General features: G+C 60.8%; 23 protein-coding genes and 1 other annotated feature. Of the genes, 9 read left to right on the forward strand and 14 right to left on the reverse strand.

The features are described from left to right. The 11 genes from B5E56_RS00005 to B5E56_RS00055 all read right to left on the reverse strand — a co-directional run. On the reverse strand, positions 1 to 616 hold a 616-nt coding region (locus B5E56_RS00005), incomplete at its 3' end, for a DUF2586 family protein (protein ID WP_343214218.1). Between the two features lie 2 nt (positions 617 to 618). Beyond that, positions 619 to 1,116 carry a hypothetical protein gene (locus B5E56_RS00010; RefSeq protein WP_087387525.1) on the reverse strand — a complete coding sequence of 166 codons (498 nt, stop codon included), beginning with the start codon at positions 1,114 to 1,116 and terminating at the stop codon, positions 619 to 621. A 56-nt stretch (positions 1,117 to 1,172) separates the two neighbouring features. Then, complete coding sequence (locus B5E56_RS00015) at positions 1,173 to 1,502, reverse strand: hypothetical protein (RefSeq protein ID WP_087387528.1); 330 nt, start codon at positions 1,500 to 1,502, stop codon at positions 1,173 to 1,175. Further along, on the reverse strand, positions 1,499 to 1,861 hold the full coding sequence (locus B5E56_RS00020; protein WP_087387531.1) for a hypothetical protein: 363 nt from the start codon (positions 1,859 to 1,861) through the stop codon (positions 1,499 to 1,501). Before B5E56_RS00020 ends, B5E56_RS00015 begins: the two co-directional genes overlap by 4 nt. Continuing rightward, complete coding sequence (locus B5E56_RS00025) at positions 1,858 to 2,892, reverse strand: phage major capsid protein (RefSeq protein ID WP_087269366.1); 1,035 nt, start codon at positions 2,890 to 2,892, stop codon at positions 1,858 to 1,860. The genes B5E56_RS00020 and B5E56_RS00025 overlap by 4 nt, the downstream gene beginning before the upstream one ends. An 18-nt stretch (positions 2,893 to 2,910) precedes the next feature. Further along, on the reverse strand, positions 2,911 to 3,255 hold the full coding sequence (locus B5E56_RS00030; protein ID WP_087387535.1) for a hypothetical protein: 345 nt from the start codon (positions 3,253 to 3,255) through the stop codon (positions 2,911 to 2,913). A gap of 87 nt (positions 3,256 to 3,342) precedes the next feature. Then, positions 3,343 to 4,230 carry a hypothetical protein gene (locus tag B5E56_RS00035; RefSeq protein WP_087387538.1) on the reverse strand — a complete coding sequence of 296 codons (888 nt, stop codon included), beginning with the start codon at positions 4,228 to 4,230 and terminating at the stop codon, positions 3,343 to 3,345. After that, positions 4,227 to 5,402 carry a phage portal protein gene (locus B5E56_RS00040; protein WP_087387541.1) on the reverse strand — a complete coding sequence of 392 codons (1,176 nt, stop codon included), beginning with the start codon at positions 5,400 to 5,402 and terminating at the stop codon, positions 4,227 to 4,229. The genes B5E56_RS00035 and B5E56_RS00040 overlap by 4 nt, the downstream gene beginning before the upstream one ends. A gap of 17 nt (positions 5,403 to 5,419) precedes the next feature. Continuing rightward, positions 5,420 to 6,673 (reverse strand): PBSX family phage terminase large subunit, encoded by a 1,254-nt coding sequence (locus tag B5E56_RS00045; RefSeq protein ID WP_087387545.1) that lies wholly within the window; start codon positions 6,671 to 6,673, stop codon positions 5,420 to 5,422. Then, on the reverse strand, positions 6,670 to 6,972 hold the full coding sequence (locus B5E56_RS00050) for a hypothetical protein (protein WP_087387548.1): 303 nt from the start codon (positions 6,970 to 6,972) through the stop codon (positions 6,670 to 6,672). Before B5E56_RS00050 ends, B5E56_RS00045 begins: the two co-directional genes overlap by 4 nt. A gap of 152 nt (positions 6,973 to 7,124) precedes the next feature. Further along, the gene (locus tag B5E56_RS00055; RefSeq protein WP_087387551.1) at positions 7,125 to 7,901 is read right to left on the reverse strand and encodes a PepSY domain-containing protein; all 777 of its coding nucleotides are present in this window, start codon (positions 7,899 to 7,901) and stop codon (positions 7,125 to 7,127) included. A 247-nt stretch (positions 7,902 to 8,148) separates the two neighbouring features. Between B5E56_RS00055 and rpsF the strand changes: the two genes are divergently transcribed. From rpsF to cysK, 7 genes are all read left to right on the forward strand, one after another. Further along, positions 8,149 to 8,445: a 30S ribosomal protein S6 gene (rpsF, locus tag B5E56_RS00060; RefSeq protein WP_087189288.1), complete on the forward strand. Its 297-nt coding sequence runs from the start codon at positions 8,149 to 8,151 to the stop codon at positions 8,443 to 8,445. A gap of 15 nt (positions 8,446 to 8,460) precedes the next feature. Further along, positions 8,461 to 8,943, forward strand: coding sequence for a single-stranded DNA-binding protein (ssb, locus tag B5E56_RS00065; RefSeq protein ID WP_087269348.1), 483 nt, complete (start codon positions 8,461 to 8,463; stop codon positions 8,941 to 8,943). Between the two features lie 75 nt (positions 8,944 to 9,018). Beyond that, positions 9,019 to 9,258, forward strand: coding sequence for a 30S ribosomal protein S18 (gene rpsR, locus B5E56_RS00070; RefSeq protein ID WP_007490771.1), 240 nt, complete (start codon positions 9,019 to 9,021; stop codon positions 9,256 to 9,258). 224 nt (positions 9,259 to 9,482) lie between these two features. After that, a complete protein-coding gene (locus B5E56_RS00075; RefSeq protein WP_087189290.1) occupies positions 9,483 to 10,487 on the forward strand; it encodes a methionine ABC transporter ATP-binding protein in 1,005 nt (334 codons plus the stop codon). Beyond that, the gene (locus B5E56_RS00080; RefSeq protein ID WP_087189291.1) at positions 10,480 to 11,235 is read left to right on the forward strand and encodes a methionine ABC transporter permease; all 756 of its coding nucleotides are present in this window, start codon (positions 10,480 to 10,482) and stop codon (positions 11,233 to 11,235) included. The genes B5E56_RS00075 and B5E56_RS00080 overlap by 8 nt, the downstream gene beginning before the upstream one ends. 131 nt (positions 11,236 to 11,366) lie before the next feature. Then, positions 11,367 to 11,610, forward strand: a binding site (T-box leader). 71 nt (positions 11,611 to 11,681) lie between these two features. Beyond that, positions 11,682 to 12,575 carry a MetQ/NlpA family ABC transporter substrate-binding protein gene (locus tag B5E56_RS00085; protein ID WP_087387554.1) on the forward strand — a complete coding sequence of 298 codons (894 nt, stop codon included), beginning with the start codon at positions 11,682 to 11,684 and terminating at the stop codon, positions 12,573 to 12,575. A gap of 130 nt (positions 12,576 to 12,705) precedes the next feature. Further along, positions 12,706 to 13,620, forward strand: coding sequence for a cysteine synthase A (gene cysK, locus B5E56_RS00090; protein ID WP_087387557.1), 915 nt, complete (start codon positions 12,706 to 12,708; stop codon positions 13,618 to 13,620). A gap of 39 nt (positions 13,621 to 13,659) precedes the next feature. On the opposite strand, the gene B5E56_RS00095 is transcribed toward cysK, so the two are convergent. Next, a complete protein-coding gene (locus B5E56_RS00095) occupies positions 13,660 to 14,370 on the reverse strand; it encodes a helix-turn-helix domain-containing protein (protein WP_087387560.1) in 711 nt (236 codons plus the stop codon). A gap of 72 nt (positions 14,371 to 14,442) precedes the next feature. Beyond that, positions 14,443 to 14,889: an RrF2 family transcriptional regulator gene (locus B5E56_RS00100; protein ID WP_087189295.1), complete on the reverse strand. Its 447-nt coding sequence runs from the start codon at positions 14,887 to 14,889 to the stop codon at positions 14,443 to 14,445. Positions 14,890 to 15,183: 294 nt separating this feature from the next. Between B5E56_RS00100 and aroF the strand changes: the two genes are divergently transcribed. Beyond that, positions 15,184 to 16,200, forward strand: a complete 1,017-nt coding sequence (gene aroF / locus B5E56_RS00105; protein ID WP_087387563.1) for a 3-deoxy-7-phosphoheptulonate synthase — start codon at positions 15,184 to 15,186, stop codon at positions 16,198 to 16,200. A gap of 14 nt (positions 16,201 to 16,214) precedes the next feature. Then, the gene (locus tag B5E56_RS00110) at positions 16,215 to 17,075 is read left to right on the forward strand and encodes a prephenate dehydrogenase (protein ID WP_087387566.1); all 861 of its coding nucleotides are present in this window, start codon (positions 16,215 to 16,217) and stop codon (positions 17,073 to 17,075) included. A gap of 37 nt (positions 17,076 to 17,112) precedes the next feature. Here B5E56_RS00110 and B5E56_RS00115 read toward each other — a convergent pair whose 3' ends face one another. Continuing rightward, positions 17,113 to 18,048 (reverse strand): LCP family protein, encoded by a 936-nt coding sequence (locus B5E56_RS00115; protein WP_242958691.1) that lies wholly within the window; start codon positions 18,046 to 18,048, stop codon positions 17,113 to 17,115. Positions 18,049 to 18,070 lie beyond the last annotated feature (22 nt).

Consider the following 18,070-nt stretch of genomic DNA (forward strand, 5'->3'; position numbering starts at 1 on the left):
CGGTGTCGGCGTACCGGGCCTCCATCCCCTCCAGGCCCCTCAATTCCGCGCCCCCCAGAGGGATGGCGGGGTCGCTCTCCCCGGCAATGGCCCCCGCCACCGCTGCGGCTGCCAGGCCGGTGTCGTCGCCGGGGGCCACCAGCACCACCCGCTCGCTGTTGAGCCCTTCCGCCCGCTGGACCAGGGCCTCCACATTCTCGTTCTGGGCGCCGCCTACCACGGCAATGCGCTCCCGTCTGGCCTGGGACGCGTCGCAGACGCTCTGCCGCAGGGCTTGCTGGACGGTCAGCTGGGTGCTGTCGCACACCACCACAGAGATATCCCCCTCTGCCGCCAGCAGGTCAAAGGCCCCCTGATAGTCCTCCTCTCCGCTCACCGGCACTGCCACCACCTTGGCCGCGCCGTTGCGGAACAACACCTGCACCAGTTTGGTCAGGTTCTCCTCCTGACCAAACTGGGTGACCGCGTCCTCATAGCGGTTAAGGGTGTACAGCTTGCCGCTCTCCCCCTCACTGACCAGGCCCACCAAGCCTACGGTGCTGCTGCCGCCGCTGCCGCTGATCACAGTGGATGCGTCGTAGCTGGAGTATACTCCAGGCCGTTCATGGATCGTCATACTCAAATCCGGCTCTCTCCTCTCACAATAAAGTCCAGGAAGGTGCCGCCCTCCTGGGCCACCGCGTACAGGTAGCCCCGGCATACCGCCTCCACCGTCCGGTGGTAGAGGCCGGCCCTCTGGTCAAATTCCGTCTCTCCGCAGGAGAGCTCCTGTAGGGTGAGGCCGGGTGGTCCCTCCCGCTGCAAGGCCTCAGCCATCCGGTCAAAGGTCTCCTGAATGCCCGCCGCGCCGCAGCCCTGGGGAGCGTACAGGTCCAGCCCGAAGGTGAGGACGATCTTCCTCCCGTACAGCTCCTGCCACTGTCCGCTCTCCTGGTCGTACCGTTCTCCCAGGTAGTCCCGGAATCCCTCCGGTCCCCCCTGGCAGGCCCGGAGGGAGACAGCAGCCACCACCCCATCTCTCCGGGCCCGCCTCATCTCCGGGTAGGCGCATTGGGCATCAATGCCCTGCTCCTGCAAATAGTCCGCCATCCGCTCCCGGATGGTTCCAAACTCCATTGCTCTCCCCCGCTTCCCACAGTCTTTCCGCTCGTCAAAAACACTCCAAGTTACGCTCAGTCCCTGACCGCCAGCAGTCCCCACCAGTACACCAGTTCCTCCCCCAGGTATACCGGCTGGGCACTGCGTACCGTAAAGGTCTGGTCTCCCCAGGCAAGGTATCCATCGCCCAGCTCATCCAGAGCCATGTCCGGTCCGCCCAGGCAGATCCATCGGTCCTGCCGCACCAGCCCCAGAGGGGTAGGCTGCCGCTGGAAGAAATCTGCCCCCTTCTCCTGAACGGGCTGGAGGAAGGCCCGGCACACCGTGCCCTCCTCCTGTCCCTGCCGGTAGAGGGTGACGGTCTGACCATATCTGGATAAAATCTGTCTCCAGCGGTCAGTCATCCCTCCACCCCCTGAAACAGAAATCCCCGGTCCTTCAGATAGGGCCCCAGCACCGTCTCGCCCTGGAGCCGGAGGGCGGCGGAGCGCTCCCGATCCTGAACGCAGTCTGCCTCTCGGATGGTGACGCTTCCGGCGGTAAACTCGGTCCCGCCGCCGTACTGGCCTCCGGCCAGCCCTGCCAGCGCCACCCAGGCGCACCCCAGCACGAAGGCCGGGCCGCAGTCTTCCGGCGTCACGCCCTCCCGCAGCCGCCCAGTCATCTCCTCCGCCGCAATGCGGCACAGAGCCTCCAGCGCCGGACCCTGGCTGTCCTCTACATGACCCAGGGTCTGGGCCATCGCCATGATCTCCTCAATCATTTCAGCTTCAGCACCTTGGCGGCGTCGGTGAACAGCTTGGCAAAGCCGGAGATGCTGGTGATGGCAGCCCGCTCCAGCTGGCGGTCAATAAGCTTGTCATACTCCACCATCACGTCGGAGCCCTGCACCATCTCCAGAGCGTAGTTCTTGTCCAGGCCAATGAGCTTGCCGCTCTCCAGAGCGGAGGTGCGCAGCAGGGTAGCCCCCAGGGGGGTGGCCAGCTTGCCGGTGCCCTGGAAATTAAGGCCGGTAAGAGGATTCTGGAACTCGTCCATCTTGAGCAGCTGGCGCATCATGTCGCCGGACACCAGCAGGGTGTTCATCTCGTAGGGGTCAAACTGGGCCCAGAAGTCCACCAGATCGTCGTAGGTCAGGGTACCGGAGGAGCCACCGATGGGGTCGGAGCCCACGGTATACTCCTTGGCGGGGTTCTCGTTGCCGTCGCCGTGGAGCAGCACATCGATGGCGTCCTCCAGGTGCATCCGGTTGATGTGGGCGCCGATCTGCCGCAGGGTGACGGAGAACAGGTCCAGCTTCTGATAGCGGATAGCCTCGTAGGAGGCCACCAGCATCCGGCCCCGCTTGTGGAGCTTGACCAGGTTCTCCTGGGTCTTGACCTGGGTCTGGGGGATGGTGGCGCCCTCCTCCACATGGCGCAGGGCCTTCTGGTCATCCTCGGGCACAGAGGCAATGGAGCGGTAGTCCATGCCATCGAAGCGGGTGACGGCTGCGGTGATGTGGGGCAGCAGGTCGGCCTCCTCCATACCCTGGCGCACCGACCGGGCGATGTACTCGGGGAAGAGGACGGCGGACTGGCTGGTGGAGAAGAACTTTTCCACCACGTCACTGCCCGCGCCCTTCACCTTGATGTCAAAGCGCTTGAGCTGACGCTGATAGGCGTCCAGGCCTTCCAGAGGAGTGCCCTTGTACTGCTCCGAGGGATCCTCCCGCTCCAGCACCTGGGTAAAGGTGCGGCCCGCCTCGTTGTACATACCCTTTTCCAGTCTCAGATTGTCAAACCGATAGCTCATATTCCCATCCTCCCTTTCTTACAGACAGATCACGGCCGCGTCAGTCTCTACCCGCACCACCAGATACTCGGTCCCGGTAGAGGTGTCCAGCTTCACGCCGCCGGAGCCGTCCGCGGACAGCTTGCACCAGCCGGCGGTAATGCTGCCGCCGCTGGTAGGCACCTTTACCAGTCCGCCCAGCTGGACGGCGGCATAGCCGTCCTCCGCGGACAGGGCCACGCCGCAGAACTTCTCGCTTGCGGAGCAGGCACCCACCGTGCCGTCCTCCGTTACCTTGACCACCTGACCGGCGGCCACACCCTCGCCGCAGGCAAAGGTAGCCACCACTTCGCCAATGCCTTCAAAGGAAATCTTGCTGCTCATGTTTCTACTCCTTTCTTTTTGTCGGGGCCAATCCCCGTCATTGCGCGCCAGTGCGCACACTGGCGCGGCAATCCGTTATCGTCGGTTTCAGATCAAAAATGCCCCGTCCCGTCCCTCCGCCGGGACCTGCCGCTCCCAGGCGGGCAGCTGGGTCTCCACGCCCCAGGCCTTGTCCACCTGGACCTCAAAGGCCTTCTTCAGCGCGTCCAGTTCCGGCTCCTCCAGCTTCCGGACAATGCCCTTCAGCGTCTCCTGCTCCAGGGCCAGCCCGGCCACGCCGCCCAGGCGCACCACCTCATCCTTGAGCTGCTGGAGGTACTTGCGCCCCAGGGCGGCCTCCCGCTCCAGCTGTTCCATATCCTGTCTCATGCTCTTCATCACCCCCGCGTTTTTCTGGGCCGGCACCGCCACAAAGGACCACTCGTAGGCGTCGGTGGCGTGGACCAGATCGGCCCAGCACAGCTTGCCGCCGTACTCCCTGCCCTTCTCATGGGCGCACCGGCTTCTGTCATGAATGTTCTCCCCGCAGATGGAGCATCTGGCCTCCTCCACCGCGCAGCCCACGCTCACTTCCTTCTTGATGCCGCCCTCGATCTCAGCAATCAGGTCCTTGTTGCTCTCGGTCCGCAGCATATAGGCGTAACCTTTCAGGTAACACAGAGCGTCCCCCGCCGCCGTGAGGACGCTCTCATCCCGCACCAGTTCGGTGCGGTAGATGCGGGCGGTCTGTCCGGCGGCGCTCCACTGGTGGTCGAAAATACCGCTCTTACCCACAAAGAGGGGGGCCAGCTCCTCCAGAGTCTCCGCCGGGAACCGCTCCCCGTCCCGATCCACCTCATTGTCGCACAGCCGCACGGCGAAGGTGTATACCTCCTCCTCTGTCAGCTTTTTGCGGCTCATGGCGTTGATGAGCCCCAGTTCAGTCTGATCCAGGGCGGTACCCTGATCCACCCCCGCCTGCTTGTTGATGTTCATACCGTCTCTCCCTTCTCTCTGGCCTCGTTGTCCATCTCCACGGTCCTGGCCTGCTGGCGGTAAAGCTCTGCCCGAGCCTCCTCCACCAGGTCCTGGAGGTTCACATCCTCCCAGTCCACACTTACCTGAGGCCGGTAACCGTGGAGGGTGAGCCATAATTCACAGATCCGCTCCACCACCGGCTCCAGTCCCCGGCGGATGGCGGTGATCTCGCTGGTCATCATATCAGCCTGCTGGGTACTCATCCGCTCGGTGGAGGACCAGGACAATCCCAGCAGGAAGGGCGGGATGCCGGTGCGGGATACCAGCTGTTCCAGGATCTGCCGTACCGGCACCTCGCTGTCCAGCACCTGGTTGTCCGCGCCGATCACTTTGATGTCCACATCGCCTACCGCCACAAAGTCCCGGACATTGCCGTGCTTGCCCGCCTGCATGGCGGCGGACCACTCCCGGGCGATCTGGCGGCTGCGCTCCTGCACCATGCTCTGATCCAGGGGATTGTCCCCCGGCTTGTATACCACCGCAAAACGGACATTGCCCATCCGCTCCCAGTTCATGCCCATGGCCTGATAAATTTTGAGCAAAATTTCAGTCAGGAAGGGCATGGACCGCAGCAGGCTCACCCCATAGGGGCTGTCCGTCTCAGGCTGAAAGGGGGTGAAGAGGAGCAGCTCCTGCCGGGGCAGTTCCCGCATGGTACCGTCGGTCCCCCGGCCCCAGATGGCAAACTCCATGGGGGTGGCCCCCTCCTTGATTTCAATGTCAGCCACATTGCCGCAGAGCAGAGCGGCAATGTCTCTCCGCCTGCGGTCGGGCACGATCTCCCCTACCGCCCGGCCGCAGGTGAGCATGGAGTCCAGATAGCAGTCCAGGAAGGACTGGATGCCCCGCTGGCCCCGGCCTGTGTTCACGTGCTGGAGAAACCAATCCAGCTCCTTCTGAGCCCGTTTGTCTCCGCACTCCACCTTTACACCGCCCGCCAGCCGAATCAGCTTCCAGATGGCGGCATCCACAATGGGCACCGCCTCCCGAATACTGCGGTAGAGGGCAATCTCTCCCTGCTGCAGGGGCACATAGCCGTCCAATACGCCAAAGGGATGCCTGCCGCCCTCCCGGATCTGGACCGCCAGTCCACCGCCCTCCGGCCCACTTTTCTTATGGAACAGTCCCATAACCACACTCCTTTTTCTCAAAACCGCTCCCGCTCCACGCACAGCCCTCCGAAAAATCCGCCCTCGCCTCCCGCCGTCACCGAGGCGGCGAAATACCGGATGTCGTCCATGGCGTGGTCGTGAACCTTTTGTACCCGGTCCCCCACAGCCTTCTCATCCCAGCAATAGAGGGAAAATTCCCGGATGGCGTCGGCGCAGGGCGTGCAGATCACCAACTTGCCCTGCCGTAACAGATCGGCGGTCACGCGGATACCGGCCAGCACGTCGTTATTGGCCTTTTCTACCCGCCAGCCCTGCCGCCGCAGCAGCTCGATAAAACTGGCGGCGGAGGGGTCGATCACCACCCGCCGGATGGTCCTTCCTCCTGCCAGCTGTTCCAGATCGTGGGCATACTCTCCGTCGGTTTTCTGCCTGCCCTCCCGCCGGGAGTCGTAGTAAAACTCCTTGACCCGGTACCACACGCCATCCCGCAGACCCCACAGGCCGAAGGAAGAGGGATTCACCGTCCCGTAGTCGCAGGAGATGCACCACTGTTCCATCTCCCCCTGGGGCACAGGCTTCACATAGCTCTCATCAAAAAAGTCGTATACCCGCCCCTCTGCCGCCGCCCACTCTCCCAGCACGAACCGCCGGTAGAAGGTCCCGCTGAAGTTGCGGGTATACCGCCGGATGACTCTGGGGGAGAGGGCTGGGTTGTCCTGCATGGTAAAGTGGAGGTAGAGGGCATTGTGTTCCTCCTTCTTCTGGATCCACTCCTTGTAGAACCAGTGCTCCGGCCCCTCCGGGTTGCAGGAAAACCACATCCGGCTCCCCTCTACCGAGCACCGGGCGCAGGCCTGCTCCACAAAGGACCGGGGCATCAGGGCCACCTCGTCCAGCAGCACCCCCGCCAGGGTGATGCCCTGGATGAGGGCGGCACTTCCCTCGTCCTTTCCGCCGAAGAGGTAGAAGGTATTCTCCCGCCCGCCGAAGCGGACGATGATCAAATTTTTGGACACCTTCTCCTCCCACTGAAAGCCCAGCTCCTTCAGTACCGGCAGCAGCCCGCCCAGCAGATTGCGCCGCAGACCGGTGACCGTCTTGCCGCACAGGCCGAAGGCCTGACCATGGAAGGTCCGCATGGCCCAACAGAAGAAAGACAGCCCCATACACATGGTCTTGCCGCTGCGTACCGCCCCGTCGCAAATCAATGCTTCCCTGTCCCGCACTTCCGGGTCGCACCACCAGGTGAGTACCTGCTTCTGCTTGGGGGAAAACGTCCGAAACTTCATGTCTCCTCCTGTATCCCTTCTTCCGCCTTCCGCTCCCACGTCCGAAAGAACTCCACTGCCTGTTCCTCCTGCCCTCCAGCCAATTCCATCAACAATCTAAACACCGTCAACCGGTCCACCAACTGAATTTCCACAGCTCCTTTGTCGGTACGTTTGAATCCGGTGAGCGCTGTCAAGTCCAGGCTATCGATCTCCTTCGCTTCTCCTTCTTTTAAAAAGGCCAGTTTGACCACGTCGTTTGCCTTGCATCTGGCCAATCTTTCTATTTGCTTTAACAGCCTGCCCCTCTCACTGTCCACCGCACTCACTCCTCACCCTTGGCGTCCCAGGGCCAAAAGTTGGATGTTTGCGTACACCGAAGGAGAAAAAAAGTCAAAAAAAATTTGGAACCGCTCCGGTCATCCCGGAGCAGCCCCAAATTTTGGTTTATTTACTTGTCTGTGTTACCGGATCAGTCGTCCCGGTCGGCATCCCAGTCGATGATTACACCGGTAACCGCGTTGATGTCGCAGTCGTACTCCATGTTGCCGTTGCGCATCTCCACTTCGTACACATACCGGCCGTCGTCCCGGTCCAGTTCGCACTTGACCACGGTGGTGCCGGCAGGAGCCTTGGCCAGGGCGATCTCCTTGGCCTTGGCCTCAGTGATGAGGTCGTCCTGGGTGGCGGTGCTGCTGCCGCTGCCCTTCAGGGAAAAGTCATCCCACTCCCGGTCATAGGAGAGCACCGCGCCGCTGGTGGCGTCGATATCGTAGTCGTACTCCGTGTTGCCGGCGTAGAACTCCACCTCATAGTGTACCCGACCGTCATCCCAATCCAGACCGGCCTTCACGAAGATGGCGTCGCTGGCCTTCACGCCCGCATGATTGAGGGCCGCATTCTTGGCCTGTTCCACGGTAATATAGTTGGAGGCGCCGGGAGTGGATGCAATATACTGGTCCTGCGTGGTAAGCACAGCAGTATAGGTGGCGGAATCGTAATCCACCTTCAGACCGGCGGCCTCGCAGATGGCCCGAACGGGGGCGTAGGTAGTACCGTTATAGGAGAAGAGGGGTACCTCATTTCCATCGGCGTCCTTGGGCTGGAACCGTGCGCCGTTCAGGGTCACCTGAATATCATCCTCAACCTTGATGGTTCTGGTAGCCGCCATGGCGGTAACTCCCAATCCCACTGCCAGAGACACAACCAACATACCGGACACAAAACCTTTTCCAAAACCTCTTTTCATCTGAAAAACTCCTTTACAATGAAATTTATGATTTACTTCATGGGCCTCACCGGCCCTTCTGCCTATACAATGGTGCAGCCCGCCCAAATATTGCACAGAATCTGAAAGTTTTTTATTTTTTATTTTCCCGCGAAAAAATCTTGACTTTTTCCAAATATCTTATATAATAATAGGGCTTGTTTGTGACAAGCCATCCTTGCTCCCGCAAAGGGCGGGGGCCATATGTCCATAAGGAGGTGCAAAGAAAATGGCAAAACTCAGCGGTAACTACGAGGTGGTCTACATCCTCAATCCCAACCTGGGTGAGGAGGCCACTGCTGCCATGGTGGAGAAGTTCAAGACTCTGGTGGAGCAGAACGGCACCCTGGCTGAGGTCGACGAGTGGGGCAAGCGCCACCTGGCCTATCCCATCAATGACCTGACTGAGGGCTACTACGTGCTGATGACTTTCGAGTCCAAGCCCGAGTTCCCCCGCGAGCTGGATCGTATCCTGCGGATCACTGACGGCGTGATGCGCTCCCTGATCGTCTGCAAGGACGAGTAAGAGAGGAGAGGCTTCATGCTGAACCGTATTATTCTCATGGGTCGTCTGACCCGTGACCCTGAACTCCGGCACACTCAGACCGGGACGGCTGTGGCCTCCTTCTCTCTGGCTGTGGACCGGGACTTTAAGGACAAGACCACCGGCGAAAAGGCCACCGATTTCATTGATATCGTGGCTTGGCGTCAGACGGCGGAATTTGTCTCCCGTTTTCTCACCAAGGGCCGTATGGCCGTGGTAGAGGGCCGGCTCCAGCTGCGTGACTGGACCGACCGGGACGGCAACAAGCGCCGCACTGCCGAGGTGGTGGCCGACAACGTGTATTTTGGCGACTCCAAGCGGGACGCCGAGGGCGGCGGATACAGCGCACCCTCCGGCGGCTACGGCACGCCCGGCGGCTATGCGCCCCCCGCGGCCCCTGTTGGCGGCGGCTATTCCGCCCCTGCCGGCGGCGACCAGTTTGCCGAACTCACTGAGGATGACGGCGAATTGCCCTTCTAAACCGAACACAGCGGCGGATGCCGCATCATAAAACAAGCCGGACTATAGGCCCGGAACAAGGGAGGTTTTCCAGTTATGGCTATGGATAGAGAGCGCCCCCGCGGCCGCAAGCGCCGCAAGGTCTGCACCTTCTGTGTGGACAAGGTGGAGCACATCGACTATAAGGACGCCGTGAAGCTGCGTCGGTTCCTGTCCGAGCGGAGCAAGATCCTGCCCCGCCGCACCACCGGCACCTGCGCCATGCATCAGCGTCAGCTCACTGAGGCCATCAAGCGTGCTCGTCAGATCGCGCTGCTGCCCTTCGTGACCGACTAATAGCGTCATTGAACAGCCGGGCCAATGGCCCGGCTGTTTCTTTTTGCTCTGACCATCCTCCAGTACCTCTGTAGGGGCCGATGCCCACATCGGCCCGTCTCTTCCCTCCCGAAACACCTTGACAGCCCGTCCCGGTTGTCATAGAATATTCCCGATGCAAACATCCCGGTGTTTTGTCAAAACCGGAGGTATTACATACAAATCAGACGAAGGAGAACAGACCTGTGATCGAACTGAAACACTTATCCAAGGTCTTTCCCACGGCGGACGGGGACTTTGAGGCCCTGTCAGATATCAACCTGACCATTGGGGATGGGGATATCTTTGGTATCGTCGGCATGAGCGGCGCGGGTAAATCCACCCTGGTGCGCTGCATCAACCTGCTGGAGCGGCCCACCCAGGGAGAGGTCCTCATCGACGGAGAGAACCTGATGGAACTCTCCCCTGCCCGTCTGCGCCAGACCCGCCGGTCCATCAGCATGATCTTCCAGCAGTTTAACCTGCTGATGCAGCGGACCTGCCTGAAGAACATCTGCTTCCCCATGGAGATCGCCGGTGTTCCGGCGGCGGAGGCCAAAAAGCGGGCTCTGGAGTACCTGGATATCGTGGGCCTGCCTGACAAGGCCAATGCCTACCCCGCTCAGCTGTCCGGCGGCCAGAAGCAGCGCATTGCCATCGCCCGTGCTCTGGCTTCCAACCCCAAGATGCTGCTGTGTGATGAGGCCACCTCCGCTCTGGACCCCACCACCACCCGCTCCATCCTGAAGCTGATCCAGGACATCAATAAGCGCCTTGGCATCACTGTGGTGGTCATCACCCACGAAATGGCGGTGGTGGAGGAAATCTGCACCCATGTAGCCATTCTGGACCACGGCCATATGGTGGAGACCGGCACGGTGGAGGAGGTTTTCTCCAACCCCAAGACCGAGGCCGGCCGCAAGCTGGTGTTCCCCGAGGGCGCCCATATTGACCAGTTCCCCGTGGCCAGCGTGGTGCGGGTGGTGTTCAACGGCGGCTCCTCCTATGAGCCTCTCATCGCCTCTCTGGCCATCGACTGTGGGGTCAAGGTCAACATTCTGGGTGCCGATACCCGCAACGTGAACGGCAAGGCCTTCGGCTCCATGCTGCTTGGCCTGCCTGAGGACAAGACCGAGGCCGCTAAGGCCATGAACTATCTGCGCGCCCAGAAGGACGTGACTGTGGAGGAGGTGCCTGATTACCATGGCTGATCTGCTGCAAAATGAAGAGGTCCTCCGTCTGCTGGAGCTGAGCAAAAACGGCCTGCTCTTCGCCATCTGGGAGACCCTGTATGTAACGGTGATCTCCACCTTCTTTGCCTATGTCATCGGTCTGCCCCTGGGTGTCATTGCCGTGGTGGGTGAGCCCAATGGCGTGCTGCCCCTGCCCCGTCCGGTGATGGCGGTGCTGAATTTTGTGATCAACATTCTGCGTTCGGTGCCCTTCCTCATCCTGATGGTGGTGGTTATCCCTCTGTCCCGGCTGATCCTGGGCACCTCTATCGGCACGGTGGCCACCATTGTGCCTCTGATCGTGGCTGCCTTCCCCTTTGTAGCACGTCTGGTGGAGGCCTCTCTCCGTGAGGTGGACAGCGGCGTGGTGGAGGCCGCCCAGTCCATGGGCTGCTCTCCCTTCCAGATCATCACCAAGGTGATCCTGCCTGAGAGCCGTCCCTCCCTGATCTCCGGCTTCACCACCGCCTTCATCACCATCCTCAGCTACGGCGCCATGGCGGGCGCCATCGGCGGCGGCGGCCTGGGCTCCATGGCCCTCAATCTGGGCTACCAGCGCCGGATGAATATCATCCTGTGGGTGTCTGTGGTGGTGCTGGTCATTCTGGTACAGATCTTCCAGTCCATTGGTACCCGGGCCTCGGTCCGTCTGGATAAGCGGATTCGCAGCACAGACCGGAAGAAGAAGCTCAAGACCAACCGGGCAGAAAAGTCCGGAATCCATTAATCATCTGTTTGGACGGGGTGCGCAAACTTTTTGGTATGCGCACCCCGTTCTTTTGTCGAAACTGTCTACTTGACGAATGAGTGAGGGAGGCATATACTAAATGCAACCCAAAGGGAACTGAATAACGCCCCTCAAACGCAATGAAGAGAAGAGTAACCAGAAAGATACGGCACAGAGAGCCCGGTATGGTGGGAACGGGTACGGAAGGTTTTGGTGAAGATGGTCTTGGAGCGGCGCACCGACTACCGTTTGGTATAGGCTGCGACGGGTGCGCCCGTCAGCGCGCAGGAGTATGACTGTACTCCATAAGGCCCCTGTCGTGAGGCAGAGGTGAAACAAGGTGGTACCACGAAGCGGAAAGCTCTCGTCCTTGAACATTCTTCAAGGGCGTTTTTTTGTACTCTGATTTGGGTAACACCTGTCAAAATGAAAAGGAGAAATGTACCATGAAGAAGCTTGTCTCTCTGCTCCTGACCGGCGCTCTGTCTTTCGGCCTGCTGGCCGGCTGCGGCGGCGGTAACTCCGGCTCCGCCAACACCCCCGCCGGTAATTCCGAGACCCCCTCCGGCAACTCCGAGACCCCCGCTGTGGAGAACACCGCCTCTCTGGAGGGCACCACCATCAAGGTCGGCGCCACTCCCGCCCCCCACGCTGAGATTCTGGAGGTAGCCAAGGGCATCCTGGCTGAGCAGGGCATCACCCTGGAGATCGTGGAGTTCAACGACTACATCCAGCCCAACCTGGCAGTGGAGAGCGGTGAGCTGGACGCCAACTACTTCCAGCACATCACCTACATGAACGAGTTTAACGTCAGCGACGGTACCCACCTGGTCAGCGCCGCCGAGATCCACTACGAGCCCTTCGGCCTGTATGCCGGCAAGACCGCCAGCATCGACGAGCTGGCTGACGGCGCTCAGATCGCCGTGCCCAACGACACCACCAATGAGGCCCGCGCCCTGCTCCTGCTCCAGCAGGAGGGCCTGATCACCCTGAAGGAGGGTGCCGGCATCACCGCTACCAAGGCCGACATCGCTGAGAACCCCAAGAATCTGGACATCGTGGAGCTGGAAGCCAGCCAGCTGCCCGTCCGTCTGGGCGATGTGGATATGGCCGTCATCAACGGCAACTATGCCATCGACGCCGGCCTGAAGGTTTCCGACGCTCTGGCCGTTGAGTCCGCCGACGGCGAGGCCGCCCAGGCTTACGTCAACGTGCTGGCCGTCAAGGAGGGCCACGAGAACGATCCCGCCATCCAGGCCCTGGTGGAGGCCCTCAAGAGCGACGAGGTCAAGACCTTTATGGATGAGACCTACGAGGGCGCCGTTGTCCCCATGTTCTAATCTTTCCAGCATCTAAGCAAGGCCCGCCGGATGGCGGGCCTTGCTTATTGTCCAAAATTCCTATTGAATTCGTGGGATTTATGTGGTATGCTGATAGCAACCTGAGAAAAATGATGGGAGGCAATCTACCATGAAAATCGCCCATTCCATTCCTGAATTGATTGGCAATACCCCCCTGCTCCGTCTGGAGCGCTTTGCCCCCGGCGGCGGTATCCTGGGCAAACTGGAAAGCTTTAATCCCCTGTCCTCCGCCAAGGACCGTGCGGGACTGTATATGATCCGGGCCGCTGAGGAAGCCGGCCTGCTGAAGCCGGGTGCCACCATCGTGGAGCCCACCAGCGGAAATACCGGCGTGGCCCTGGCCTATATCGGCCGCCAGCGGGGCTATCGGGTGGTGCTCACCATGCCTGAGACCATGAGCCAGGAGCGCCGCTCCCTGCTGTCCGCCCTGGGGGCGGAGCTGGTGCTCACGGAGGGCGCTAAGGGCATGAGCGGTGCCATTGCCAAGGCCAAGGAGCTGCTGGAGGCCGACCCCTCCGCCTGGATGCCCGACCAGTTTAACAACCCCGCCAACGCCAAGGCCCATTATGAGACCACCGGCCCTGAGATCTGGCGGGATACCGACGGCATGGTGGACGTGTTGGTGGCCGGCGTAGGTTCCGGCGGCACCATCACCGGCGCGGGCCGCTTCCTGAAGGAACAGAACCCCAACATCAAGGTAGTGGCGGTAGAGCCCGCTGAATCCCCTGTCCTGTCCGGCGGTAAGCCCGGCCCCCACAAGATCCAGGGCATCGGCGCCGGCTTCGTCCCTGGTACTCTGGATATGGGGGTGATAGACGAGGTCCTCCCCGTCCCCGGCGCAGAAGCCATTGCCTCCGCCAAGGAACTTGGCCGGGCCGAGGGTATTCTGGTGGGCATCTCCTCCGGTGCCGCCGCCTGGGCGGCCCGGGAGCTGTCCAAGCGGCCCGACTTCCAGGGCAAGACCATCGTAGCCGTTCTGCCCGACACCGGCGAGCGCTACCTCTCCACCGGCATCTACGCATAAGAAAAAAGGCGCTGCGTAAGCAGCGTCTTTTTCTTTTTCTCAGCGTTTTGGAACCCCCAGCAGCCACAGGGCTGCGCCAGGGATGGCGCATATCTGAGGGCGGAGCACAAGGAATACCAACTGGCGATTCATGAGCCATATATACGCCGGGATCTGAGGAACTTCTACCAGCGCATCATAGGGCACGCCCAATGCGGTCTGGATCACCTGGATCAGTCCCACCACCAGCGGCGGAAGCAGCAGCACCACATATACCGCCATCAGAAGCAACACACCCCGCCGGGCCCAGGCCATCCACGTCCGCTCTTCCGGCGGCCGGATCACTCGTAGCAGCCACAGCCCCTGAAGGGCGCACCAGCCCAATATCAGCCATAAGGCGGGCCTCAGCAAACCGTTGGTAAGGGCGGTCACCAGCACCGCCCCTACATTGCCACGCTTTAGCATCTCATTCAGCAGCGGTGCAGGAAGCATCAGCAGCAGAAAAATCGCCGCCAGGGTCAGACAGCCCACTGCCAGCCGCTTGGCCTCCCGCTGCTTGTCCTGGTCCACAGGCAGGCCGTACAGCACCTGGTTTACATCGGCCTCCAGCGCCTGGGCGATCCTGGCCAGCATCTCAATATCCGGCCTGCTCCTGCCCGTCTCGTAGTTAGACACCGTCTGTCGGGTAACAAATAGAGCTTGCGCCAGTTCCTCCTGGGTCATGCCCTTTTTCTCCCGCAGCGTCCTGATGTTCTTTCCAATATCCCGCATATCCGCTCACCTCGTCTACAGGATAAGCCGGACCTTCGGATTTGTCACGCAAAGAACCTTTTACATAGGAACTCAGTCGGCGTTTTCGCAACTCTCCGGACACTTCTCCTGATGCCGGCGGACCAGATCGGCCAGGGTCACATGATCCACCACCCCGGATACCGCGGCCTGGATCTCCCTCCAAATCTCCACGGTAACGCACCTGTCTGCCCGTCCGCACCGGCACACATCGTCGGCGTCGGCACAACTCACCGGAGCCAGATTGCCCTCCAGCACCCGCAGGATCTCGCCTACCGTGTATTCCTCCGGCTCCCGGGTCAGCAGGTAGCCGCCGCCGGCGCCCCGCACCGAGCGCACCAGACCAGCCCGAGAAAGCTGGGTCACAATCTGCTCCAAATATTTGTCGGAAATATCCTGCCGCTGGGCCACATCCCGCAGAGGCACCGCAGTACCGTGGCTATGGAGCGCCACGTCCAGCATCAGCCGCAGGGCATATCGTCCCTTGGTAGAAATTTTCATACGATCCCTCCTGACTTTTCAAATATAATACCATAATACTGGTAGGATTTCAAGCAAAATTTCCCCTTGACTTTCGCACCAAAAAGTGCTAAAGTCTCTTTCAAAGGAAGGAGCGTGCCCGTTATGCTGAAGCGTACCGGTTATGGATACGGCTATTACCGCTGCTATTTTGCCAGCGGTGTTTCTGCCTGCCCATAACCGGCTGACCGGGTTTCGTTCTGATAACGGACGGAAAAGATCCGCAGCTGCCTTTGGGCGGCTGCGGATCTTTTGTATTTGGAAAGGAGAACACATATGGTCGTTATTATGAAACGGGGCTTTACCCCCGAGGAACTGGAAAAAGCCATCCATACCATGGAGGAGGGCGGCGTCAAGGTCATGGTGTCCAAGGGCGCTGAGACCACCATTTTGGGTGCCGAAGGCAATGCCGACGGCATTGACCAGGAGAAGCTGTCCCTGCTGCCCGGCGTGGACCGGGTGATGCGGGTCACCGAGCCCTATAAGAAGGCCAACCGGAAGTACCACCCGGAGGATACGATCATTGACCTGGGGGGCGGCGCTCTGGTGGGCGGCGAGAAGCTGGCCGTCATTGCCGGTCCCTGTTCGGTGGAGAGCGAGGAGCAGATCGTGGGCGTGGCCCAGGCCGTCCAGGCCGCCGGAGCCGCCGCCCTGCGGGGAGGCGCCTTCAAGCCCCGCACCTCCCCCTATGCCTTCCAGGGCATGGGCAACGACGGCATCCGGCTGCTCCAGGAGGCCCGTGCAGTCACCGGCCTGCCCATCGTCACCGAGATCATGTCCACCGACAACGTGGAGATGTTCGAGATGTGCGTGGACGTGATTCAGGTAGGGGCCCGGAATATGCAGAACTTCGACCTTCTGAAGCAGCTGGGCAAGACCACCAAGCCCATCCTGCTCAAGCGGGGCCTCTCCTCCACCATTGAGGAGTGGCTCATGAGCGCCGAGTACATCATGGCCGGCGGCAACGAAAAGGTCATCCTGTGTGAGCGTGGCATCCGCACCTTTGAGACCTTTACCCGCAACACTCTGGACCTGTCGGCGGTGCTGGCGGTAAAGCAGCTGTCCCACCTGCCGGTTGTGGTGGACCCCTCCCACGCCTGCGGCAAGGCTTGGATGGTGGAGCGGATGAGCATGGCAGCCCTGGCTGCCGGGGCCGACGGCCTCATTGTGGAGGTCCATAACGATCCTCCCCATGCCCTGTGCGATGGAGCTCAGTCCATCACCCCCGCCCAGTTTGACGCTCTGATGGACAAGCTGCGTATTCTGGCCCCCTGCGTGGGCCGCACCCTGTAAAAGGAGGCCGCAACATGAAAAAAACACTTGTTATCGTAGGCCTCGGTTTAATCGGCGGCTCCATGGCTCTGGCCCTAAAGGGCTTTGAGGACTATGAGATCGTAGGCGTGGACGTGTCCCAGCCCACCCTGCGCTACGCCAGCGAACACGGCGTGGGCGACCGGGTCACCGAGTACGCCGCCGATGTGATCCCCCAGGCCGACGTGGTGGCCCTGGCCCTCCACCCCCAGGGTATTCTGGACTTTCTGAACACCTACAAAGACCAGTTCAAGCCCGGCGCACTGGTGTGGGACGTGTGCGGCGTTAAGTCGGCCATTCTGGAGGGAGCAAACTGTCTGCCCGACACGGTGGACTTCATTGGCTGCCATCCTATGGCTGGTACTGAGTTCTCCGGCGTGGAACACGCCTTTGCCGAGCTGTTTCAGGGCTCTCACTTCCTGCTGATCCCCCGGGAAACCAGCCAGCCGGAGCACCTGGCCCTGTTGGAACGTCTGGCCGCCTATATGGGCTGCAAGGACGTGCATCGCACCACCGCCCAGGCCCACGACGCCCTCATCGCCTATACCAGCCAGGTGATGCACATTATCGCCGTGGCGGTGTGTGATGACCCTACCCTCTTTGACTGCAAGGGCTACGAAGGCTCCTCCTTCCGTGGCTGTACCCGGGTGGCCGCTCTGGATGTGGGACTGTGGACCCAGCTTTTCTCCCTCAACCAGCCCGCTCTGCTGGAGGTGCTGGACCGGCTCATCGGCAACCTCCAGTCCTACCGGGAGGTGCTGGCCACCGGCGACCGGAAGGCCCTGGCAGAGAAGCTGGCCTTCTCCGCCGCCCGCAAGCGGCAGATGGACCTGCCCGGCCCCGATCTGCTGGAGTAAATCAAAAGGACGTGCCTTTGAAGCACGTCCTTTTTGATTATTGGTATTGGAAGATATTCATATCATCCAGAGTCAGATCCTGGTCGTAGGGATTGATGAGCTGGTTGACGGTCTCCAGGGTCTCCTCCGGGTAGAGCTGGTAGCAGTATTGGCCCCAGCCGGGATAGTAGGTGTTTCCGTCTCCGGTAAGGGTGGCGCTGGTCATGCCGTTTTCAAAGTCAAAGCCCAGGGCAGGCTCCGCAAACCACAGCATCTCACCGAACTCCAGGTTGGTGTTCACATACTCCAGGAAGATCTCGATATAGCGGTTGATCTTCTGAGGATTGGACAGCGCCTTTTTCAGAATGGTGCCGATCAGCTGCTGCTGGGTCCTGGTGCGTCCGATGTCGTTGTCCGGATAGGCGGAGTAGATATTGTTGGGATAGGTACCAGGTCCATCGGAGTTTTTCCGGCACCGGGCCACGTTGAGCACATCCTGTCCGTCCAGGTGCTGGAGCCCCGGCTCATAGTGGATGTGCAGATCCTGGGCGGGATCGTCGTAGGACATATGGACGGGCACATTGAACTCAATGCCACCCAACTCATCCACCAGCTCTTTGAAGCCATCCATGTTGATGCCCACATAGAAGTCAATGGGGATACCCAGCATATCGGAAATGGTATCCCGCAGAACCTCGATCCCCTGCTGGTAGACCGCGTTCAGCTTGCCGCTCTCCACCAGGGTATCTCTGGGGATGGACACCATGCCCACCGTCTGCGCCACCGTATCATAGGTGCAGACAATCATGGTATCGGCATTGCTGCCCACCTGGTCCTTGGCCACCAGCAGAAAGGTATAAGTATAAAGTTTCCTCTGCCGGCCTGTGGTGGGCTCGGCACTGGTCCCCGGCTGAGCAGGTTCCGGCGTAGGCTCCGCCGCCATTTCCGGCTCCTTGGCCAGCAGCTTGTAGACGCAGAACAGCGTTACAATCAAAGCTGAGATGACCACAAGGATT

This window comes from Flavonifractor sp. An112, from assembly GCF_002161085.1.
Taxonomy (GTDB): domain Bacteria; phylum Bacillota; class Clostridia; order Oscillospirales; family Oscillospiraceae; genus Flavonifractor; species Flavonifractor avicola.

Excerpts from the sequence above, each read along its gene's own strand:
- B5E56_RS00010 (WP_087387525.1), bottom strand. The coding sequence starts at position 1,116 with ATGGAGTTTGGAACCATCCGGGAGCGGATGGCGGACTATTTGCAGGAG.
- B5E56_RS00015 (WP_087387528.1), bottom strand. The coding sequence starts at position 1,502 with ATGACTGACCGCTGGAGACAGATTTTATCCAGATATGGTCAGACCGTC.
- B5E56_RS00020 (WP_087387531.1), bottom strand. The coding sequence starts at position 1,861 with ATGATTGAGGAGATCATGGCGATGGCCCAGACCCTGGGTCATGTAGAG.
- B5E56_RS00025 (WP_087269366.1), bottom strand. The coding sequence starts at position 2,892 with ATGAGCTATCGGTTTGACAATCTGAGACTGGAAAAGGGTATGTACAAC.
- B5E56_RS00030 (WP_087387535.1), bottom strand. The coding sequence starts at position 3,255 with ATGAGCAGCAAGATTTCCTTTGAAGGCATTGGCGAAGTGGTGGCTACC.
- B5E56_RS00035 (WP_087387538.1), bottom strand. The coding sequence starts at position 4,230 with ATGAACATCAACAAGCAGGCGGGGGTGGATCAGGGTACCGCCCTGGAT.
- B5E56_RS00040 (WP_087387541.1), bottom strand. The coding sequence starts at position 5,402 with ATGGGACTGTTCCATAAGAAAAGTGGGCCGGAGGGCGGTGGACTGGCG.
- B5E56_RS00045 (WP_087387545.1), bottom strand. The coding sequence starts at position 6,673 with ATGAAGTTTCGGACGTTTTCCCCCAAGCAGAAGCAGGTACTCACCTGG.
- B5E56_RS00055 (WP_087387551.1), bottom strand. The coding sequence starts at position 7,901 with ATGAAAAGAGGTTTTGGAAAAGGTTTTGTGTCCGGTATGTTGGTTGTG.
- rpsF (WP_087189288.1), top strand. The coding sequence starts at position 8,149 with ATGGCAAAACTCAGCGGTAACTACGAGGTGGTCTACATCCTCAATCCC.
- ssb (WP_087269348.1), top strand. The coding sequence starts at position 8,461 with ATGCTGAACCGTATTATTCTCATGGGTCGTCTGACCCGTGACCCTGAA.
- rpsR (WP_007490771.1), top strand. The coding sequence starts at position 9,019 with ATGGCTATGGATAGAGAGCGCCCCCGCGGCCGCAAGCGCCGCAAGGTC.
- B5E56_RS00080 (WP_087189291.1), top strand. The coding sequence starts at position 10,480 with ATGGCTGATCTGCTGCAAAATGAAGAGGTCCTCCGTCTGCTGGAGCTG.
- B5E56_RS00085 (WP_087387554.1), top strand. The coding sequence starts at position 11,682 with ATGAAGAAGCTTGTCTCTCTGCTCCTGACCGGCGCTCTGTCTTTCGGC.
- cysK (WP_087387557.1), top strand. The coding sequence starts at position 12,706 with ATGAAAATCGCCCATTCCATTCCTGAATTGATTGGCAATACCCCCCTG.
- B5E56_RS00095 (WP_087387560.1), bottom strand. The coding sequence starts at position 14,370 with ATGCGGGATATTGGAAAGAACATCAGGACGCTGCGGGAGAAAAAGGGC.
- B5E56_RS00100 (WP_087189295.1), bottom strand. The coding sequence starts at position 14,889 with ATGAAAATTTCTACCAAGGGACGATATGCCCTGCGGCTGATGCTGGAC.
- aroF (WP_087387563.1), top strand. The coding sequence starts at position 15,184 with ATGGTCGTTATTATGAAACGGGGCTTTACCCCCGAGGAACTGGAAAAA.
- B5E56_RS00110 (WP_087387566.1), top strand. The coding sequence starts at position 16,215 with ATGAAAAAAACACTTGTTATCGTAGGCCTCGGTTTAATCGGCGGCTCC.